This is a genomic window from Rhodopirellula sp. JB055, assembly GCF_043100905.1.
Lineage (GTDB): Bacteria > Planctomycetota > Planctomycetia > Pirellulales > Pirellulaceae > Rhodopirellula.
Map to the genome: position 1 here is coordinate 1 of NZ_JBICHO010000619.1, position 7081 is coordinate 7081.

Sequence of the window (7081 nt, forward strand, 5' to 3'; positions counted from 1 at the left end):
CAGGCCTGATCGCCGGTCTCGGGATCAACGGCGACCAAAAACCGAGAGGAATACGAACAGAGTAACCCTCCCGACATCACCGGCACGCAGTACGTGTTGCGAATCTTTCTTCCTGACCAACGTTCCCTCGCCCCGTTCGCATGAAGATTCAAGCCGGTCGATCCATCACGACTGTCGTTCAAAAACAGCCCGTCGCCCGGCAGCGGAACAGGGACGACTGCCGCCACCGGTTCGCCTGAGGCACCACCGTGAGGCCGGGACCAAATGACCTTTCCTGTCGCCGGGGCAATCGCAAACAACGTGGTGTTGCAGGCGACGACAATGGTGGTCTCTCCCGCCAGTTTCATCGAAACGGCCGATTGAAACGCGGCCTGATCCTGGCCCGCCTTCCACGCGACTTGGCCCGTCTTCGTATCGAATCCCATCACTGCTCCTTCTGGCGATCCGACCGGCAGAATCAGCACTCCGTTGTGAACGATGGGGGACGTTCCAAATCCGTAGAAGTTCGGCTCGACGGAATACTCCTTCTTCAAATCATGCTGCCAAACGACGCTCCCGTCCGTCAGGTCATAAGCCGCCAGGATGCCAAACGGCGAAAGATGATAGGCCTGAGTTTCATCGGCGGCGGGTGTCGACACGGGGCCGTCGCACGACCCGTTTGCTCCCTTCATCACCTTTCCGGTCGGTGTCTTCCAGAGCATGTCACCCGTGCTGGCCGACATGGCGACCACGTACTCTTGGTCGGCAGCCACATCGGCCATCGCCGAGACCAGGCGATCACCTGACTTCACGATTCCGGAATAGCCGCTTCCGAACGGCTGCTTCCAAACCACTTTCAGTTGCAGTGGTCCCTGGGCGAGTTCTTTGTCGCCCCAGGAGGCGGAACCGTCATGCTGGGGGCCTCGGATCGAGGGCCAGTCCTGCGCAACCGCGATCGTCGCATGCAGCCCCACGGCGAGAAGAGCCAAACAGTAGAAATGGTGGCGGAGTCTTTCGGTCGTCATGGGGCTGCCTGTGCATTGGGCGGAGGAGGCTTCGACGCCAACGACCGGTTCCGGAGTACGGCCCAACGGTTGACATGACCAGTGTTGGAGGTCCGGCAAGGGATGTCAATGCTTTTGGGGCGTGCTTGGAGCTTCTGGATTCTCTGCGAGAAAATGCCCACCCTCGATCATAAGACAGTGATGCTGGTCGTCCTCATCCGATCTGGTCGGGTGTGAAGGACACCCGGTGACGGTTGGTGTATCTTCGTATGGAATGGAAAGGGGAAAGCAAACGTGTTTTCAAATCCCCCGGACCACATCGATCTTCGGGAATGCTCCGTTCCTACCTCGCATCCTCAATCGTTGCCGACCATGCTCGAACCAAACAACTCTCGCCTGTCCCATCCGTTCTGTCTGGTGGTCGTTCTCTGCATCCTCTCGCCAGTTGTGGTGGTTGGCGACGAATCGGTTGGTTTAAATCAGCCGGCAACGGTTGCGGAGGACTCTCCCGCGGGTCAACTTGGAAAGCAACCTGGGGTCCAGGTGTCCGTCAGCGATTTTCATGGGTTTGTCCAACATGAATTCGAAGTCGGCGGAGTGGCATGTAAGTTGGTCAGCCCTGCAACGTCCGCCGAGAATGCACCTTGGATTTGGCGAGCTCGGTTCTGGGGTCACGAACCGCAACTCGACGTGGCTTTGTTGAAACAGGGGTGGCACGTCTGTTACTGCGATGTCGCGGACCTGTTTGGCAACGAAACCGCGCTCAAGCGTTGGAATCAGTTTTACAAATTCAGCCAGCAGATCGGTTTGCACCCCAAGCCGTTGTTGGAAGGGATGAGTCGTGGTGGGTTGATTGTGATGCGTTGGGCATCTGCCAATCCAAGCAAAGTCAGCGGCATCTATGTCGACAACGCGGTCATGGACATCCGCTCGTGGCCAGGTGGCAAAGGAGACGGCATTGGTGCGCCACGTGCATGGAAGACTTGTTTGGACGCCTATCAATTGACGGAAGAACAAACGGAGGCGATCGACGATGGACCGCTGCATCGATTGGATCAACTTGCCAAAGTGGGCGTGCCTATCTTTGCCATGATCAACGAAGCGGACAACGTTGTCCCGCCGAGTGAGAACAGTGACTTGTTGGTCCGGCGCTACCGAGAACACGGCGGCCCGATCCAAGAACTCCGACGACCCGGCCTGGGCCATCACCCGCACTCACTGAAGGACCCTGCGACGCTTGTGAAATTTGCGGTCGATTCCATCGCAAAGCAGTGAGGTGCCTGGCTCTCGCAGAAGGCCCGGGACAACAACGAGCGGTCCCCTGGGATCGATCAGATCGTTTTGCGAAGCATGAACGCACGAAGGCAACCGCCACGATGTGGCAACCTGGTTCAGTCGTGAACGTGAGTCACCGCCAGATGCGGTGTCCTTCGCGGGGCGGAATCCTTCGGTGAATCAGTCTGTTGTGGCTTGTTTCAGGAGCTCGCAAGTCGGCGTTCAGAGCCATGATGACTTCAACAGTCGAGGAGCAGGCTGCAGGCATCAAGCTGCTTGGGCTTCCCCTGGAACTCTGTTCTGTATGAAAAAACGAACCAGCACGATTCCGGCAACCAACACGGAAGCGGAAAACGCAAGCCACCACAATGGTAGGTGCTCTTGCTCCATTTGTCCGATGCTCCATCGCGCCAGTAGGTCGCGCGATTGCACGACTATCAAGAGCGTGCTGTTGTGGACGGCGTGAAGGATCATCGAGGGGATCACGCTGTCGCTTTTCCAGGCAATCCAACCAAGCAGCACTCCCATCGCAGTGCTCGGTAGAATCCGTTCTGGGGCGGCACCGCCGGACAAGACAACGTGGAACAAACCAAAGGAAATGGCGGAGACCGCAATCGTGGCGACAGCACCCAGATGTTGCTTCAGTCCATTGAATAGGAAGCCGCGAAAAAAGGCCTCCTCGCAAACACCAGGCACAACACCTAAGCACAGAACGACCACCACGAGGGGCACTTGTTTCCATGCCGACAACAGAGCCTCAACGTTGTCGATTTGTTCCGGATCAAATCCGCGAATTCCGATGCCCTGGGCAAGCACCACCAATTCAAAGACCAATGGCCACGTTGCCAACCCAAAAAGCGACGCGGCGATCAAGTATGGCCAGGCCACCTTCTTCAGACCCAATCCCTGAATCCGCGAGACTCGTTGCCAACCAAGCAAAACCAACGTAACGCCCACAAAAAGAACAATCGTCATCACGGCGGAAGTGACCAAGCGAGCCGTTGGCTGGGCCTCACCACGAGCCAGGATTCCCGAAACGATGAAGTACATCGGGAACAACAACGCCAAAGTCGAAAGAGCGAGCGTCAATGACGGCAATGCGGAGATGTCGTTCGGACGCCGCAGTAAATCGTGCCATCGTCCGCGACTGCCCACCGCCACCGCGTCGCTGCCGAAGACCTGCGCCGCGAGCGCAAGAGCGGCTGCGCCGTAAAACACGGTGGAGATGATCGCGACCATCGCGGGGAGCAATTGCACCGTTCCTTCGAGCAACTCTCGCGCGAGCAGCAAGATGTTGACCAAGGGGATCGCAGCGGTTCCGCCCGCCAAGTTCCAACCGGGCATCAGGATGACCAAACCCGGTGCGATTGAAATCAACAGCAACGGGATCAGGTAGGCTTGGGCTTCTTTGAAACTGCGTGCCGAGCTGGTCAGCAGCAACAGCACGGCGGAATAGAACAACGCAAACGCGGTCAGGGCAAGGAACAGTTTCGCAGCCAGGCCGATCGTGAATCCATCGTCACCGAGCAGCGCGACGTCCAACTGCAGGGCATACAACGTCACGCTCATGGCCAACAGGTTCATCAACCCGGTCAGCATCGTGACCGTCACCACCGCCACGTACTTGGCCGCGAGCAATCGAAACCGCGGCACCGGAAACGCCATCAACGTTTCCATCGTGTTGCGTTCACGCTCGCCGGCGGTCAGGTCGATCGCCGGATAAACACCACCGGTCACCGTCATCAACAACAAAACTAATGGCAACAATCCCAAGACCGCCGATCCGGTCTCTTCGAGTGTGATTTGCGTGCGTGTTTGCTGGATTGGAATCGGAAGGTCTTGGCCGCGTTGTTTGGCCCAGTTTTGAATCGACGCGATGTTGGCGGCGGACAATCGCCGCTGGATGTAGTCCGCTGCGTCGCGGCTCTGCAATGAACCTTCGTTCTCGACAATCTGCACGACCGCGCTGCGGTTCCCATCGTCGTCATCATTCCATTCAACATGGACTCCCAAGTCGGCGGCGAACTCGTTCACCGCGGACTCCATGTCGAACTGCGACCGGTCTTCGGGCATCAGCACCTGCAGGTCAGGTTCGACGTCCGGATCGTCCGAAGGGGCCAATTGTGAGCTCCCAAACTGCAACGCTTCGGACAACCACAACGCTTCGGCTTCGGTTTCGATCGCCAGCCGGTACTCAGGCTGAGACTCGCTGGGTTGTTGAAAGGCGATGAAACGCAGCCCGAAACCGAGCAGCGGGTACAGCAACAGTGGCATCGCGATCAGAGTGACGATCGTGCGCCGGTCTCGCAGAGTTTCCCGAAGCTCTTTGCGAGTGAACTCGATTTGTTGAGCCAAGGAATAGGACGCGTTGTCGGGAACGGGCTCGGGGGCGGGCAAGTTCGGCGTAATCGGATCGGTCGGTTGGTCGTTCATAATCTACCGCGCAAACGCCGGCTCCTTTTCGTTGTCTGTGCTCACCGGGTCGTCCCGCATCAGTTCCAAGAAGATGTCCACCAAGGAACCTTGCCCCGTTTCGTGTTTCAATTCTGGCAGCGTCCCCTCGTACTTCAGTTTGCCGCGATACAGCAGTCCGAACCGATCGCAAAAACGCTCCGCCTCTTCCAGTTGGTGCGTGCAAACGATGATCGCTTTACCCGATTCCCGAAGCTGCCCGACAAAATCAATGACAACCTTGGCACCGACCACGTCCAATCCACGTGTTGGCTCGTCCAGAAGAACGACGGGCGGATCGTGGACGAGTGCGCGAGCCAGGTTGACTCGTTGGGCTTGGCCGGTGCTGAGTGTGGCGCAGCGACGGTCGATGTAACGTCCCAAGTCCATCCGCTCTGACAGTTCCGCGATCCGCTGAACAGTTTGTTCTTCATTCAAGCCGAACCCGACGGCAAAGTACCGGAGCAATTCGCGAGGCGTCAGCCATTGATACAGTCCGGCGCTGGCCGAGACCAATCCGATCAGCCGTTTGATTCGCAACGGTTCGCTTGAAACGGTGCAACCGAGAATCCTTGCATCGCCGCTGGTCGGAGGCAGCAAACCCAGGATCATCCTCAGCGTCGTCGTCTTGCCAGCGCCGTTGGGCCCGAGCAATCCGTACACTTCGCCAGGCGAAACGGACAGCGACAACTGATCGACGGCGACGACATCTTCGTCGTAGACCTTTGTCAGTGCGTCGAGTTCAATCATGTTGTGCTCCTTGAAAGGTCGATCGGATTCGCGACGCTTTTCGATGCGTTTTTCCCGAGGACCTGAACCGTAGTGGGCGAGGCAACGAGTCCTTCATGAACTGTAGTGGACGAGGCGACGAGTCCTTCCTCACGCACGGGACTCGTCGCCTCGTCAACTACGCAATACTGGCCGTTTCCAAAAGTACCGGCTCGATGTCAAAGTTCGGTGATTGCCCCAGGAAGCGACACGGGTTGTTGTGGAAAATCTCAATCTCTTCTTGGACCGAATGACCGCGGCGACGAAAATCTTGAATGCACTCTTGCAACGTGAACGGATCGCTCGGTCCCCAGTCCGCCGACGAATTGATCAGCAGACGCTCGTGACCATAGATCTCGATGATGTCCACCGCCCGTCGCGGTGAGCACTTCGTGATCGGGTACAGCGTCAACCCAACCCAGTAACCCTGTTCCAGTGGTTCGCGGATGGTGTGTTCCTCGACATGGTCGATCCATACCCGTTGGGGATCGACATTCATGTTTCGCAGCACGTCGAGTGTTCGCCGTGTGCCCCGGGCCTTGTCTTGCAGGTGTGGCGTATGAATCAGAATGAGCTGATCGTGGTCGATCGCCATTTGCACCTGGGCCTCGAAAATCTGCTCCTCGTTCTTCGTCGTTTTGTGAAAGCCGATCTCACCAACGCCAAGCACAGTCGGTTTTTGAAAGAACTCGGGCATCTTCTTCAGCACTTCGAAGCTGAGTTTCGGGTTCTCCGCTTCCTTGGGATTCACCCCGACCCAGCAGAAATGCCGGATCCCGTACTCGGCGGCCCGCGTCGGTTCGAATTCGCTGATTTGCCGAAAATAGTCGATGAAGGTTTCGGGATAGGCACGATCGAATCCCGCCCAAAACGCAGGCTCGGCGACAGCAACAACGCCCGACATCGCCATCCGCTCGTAATCCTGGGCGGTGCGTGCAATGCCGTGGTAATGCGGTTGGATGATTTGCATGGTGTCACTCGCAATCGGTCACGCTCATCGAGCGATTTCACTGGGTGGATTTCACTGGGGGGGATTTGATTAGGGACGGAATCACTCGGGATCGGAAAACAGGTTCAACAGACGTTCGCTCCGGTTCGCCGTGCCTTCTCGCTGCGATAGCAACGTCAACGATTCGTACATCAAATCAATGCGTCCATCGTCGGGCCGATCGACATCGCTTTCGCAAGAGCGATCGAACCGATCGAGCAGGGCGGCGATTTCTAGCAATTGACACCGAGCCTCGAGATAGTAGCTGTCCAGCACTTCCTGTGGTTTTTGCATGACGGTCGAGTCTCCCCAAAATTGGTGCCCACTGGCGGTGATGTCCCGTGAATGACAAAATCCTACTTGCAAACAAGTTGCAGGTAAAGCGAGTAGGAAGTTACTTTCGGCGTTCCGTCCAACACAGACAGGAATCCCATCCCACTGCCTGTTCACGCGATGCTTCCACGATGCCTATGATGGGATCGTTGCCCTTTCCCTCTCAGAAGTCTGTTTGATGAACAAAAACCTGATCCCCGTCTTCACGTCGATGCTCTTGGCGTGCGTTTGCCACTGCGATTTCGCCTTCGCTCAAGTGAATCAACCCAATCCCGATGAGGTG

The 7081-nt window shown here is 57.2% G+C and carries 6 protein-coding genes; 1 reads left to right on the forward strand and 5 read right to left on the reverse strand.

Going from position 1 to position 7081, the window contains the following annotated elements:
* Positions 1–1004 (reverse strand): PQQ-binding-like beta-propeller repeat protein (locus ACF8AM_RS24185; RefSeq protein WP_392558112.1); only part of this gene is annotated, 1004 nt, incomplete at its 3' end.
* Positions 1005–1355: 351 nt separating this feature from the next.
* On the opposite strand from ACF8AM_RS24185, the gene ACF8AM_RS24190 reads away from it, so the two are divergent.
* Positions 1356–2258, forward strand: a complete 903-nt coding sequence (locus ACF8AM_RS24190; RefSeq protein ID WP_392558113.1) for an alpha/beta hydrolase — start codon at positions 1356–1358, stop codon at positions 2256–2258.
* A 267-nt stretch (positions 2259–2525) separates the two neighbouring features.
* On the opposite strand, the gene ACF8AM_RS24195 is transcribed toward ACF8AM_RS24190, so the two are convergent.
* From ACF8AM_RS24195 to ACF8AM_RS24210, 4 genes are all read right to left on the reverse strand, one after another.
* Positions 2526–4691, reverse strand: a complete 2166-nt coding sequence (locus ACF8AM_RS24195) for an ABC transporter permease subunit/CPBP intramembrane protease (RefSeq protein ID WP_392558114.1) — start codon at positions 4689–4691, stop codon at positions 2526–2528.
* Positions 4692–4694: 3 nt separating this feature from the next.
* Positions 4695–5459, reverse strand: coding sequence for an ABC transporter ATP-binding protein (locus tag ACF8AM_RS24200; protein ID WP_392558115.1), 765 nt, complete (start codon positions 5457–5459; stop codon positions 4695–4697).
* A gap of 157 nt (positions 5460–5616) precedes the next feature.
* A complete protein-coding gene (locus ACF8AM_RS24205) occupies positions 5617–6447 on the reverse strand; it encodes a TatD family hydrolase (protein WP_392558116.1) in 831 nt (276 codons plus the stop codon).
* Between the two features lie 81 nt (positions 6448–6528).
* Complete coding sequence (locus tag ACF8AM_RS24210) at positions 6529–6759, reverse strand: hypothetical protein (RefSeq protein ID WP_392558117.1); 231 nt, start codon at positions 6757–6759, stop codon at positions 6529–6531.
* Positions 6760–7081 lie beyond the last annotated feature (322 nt).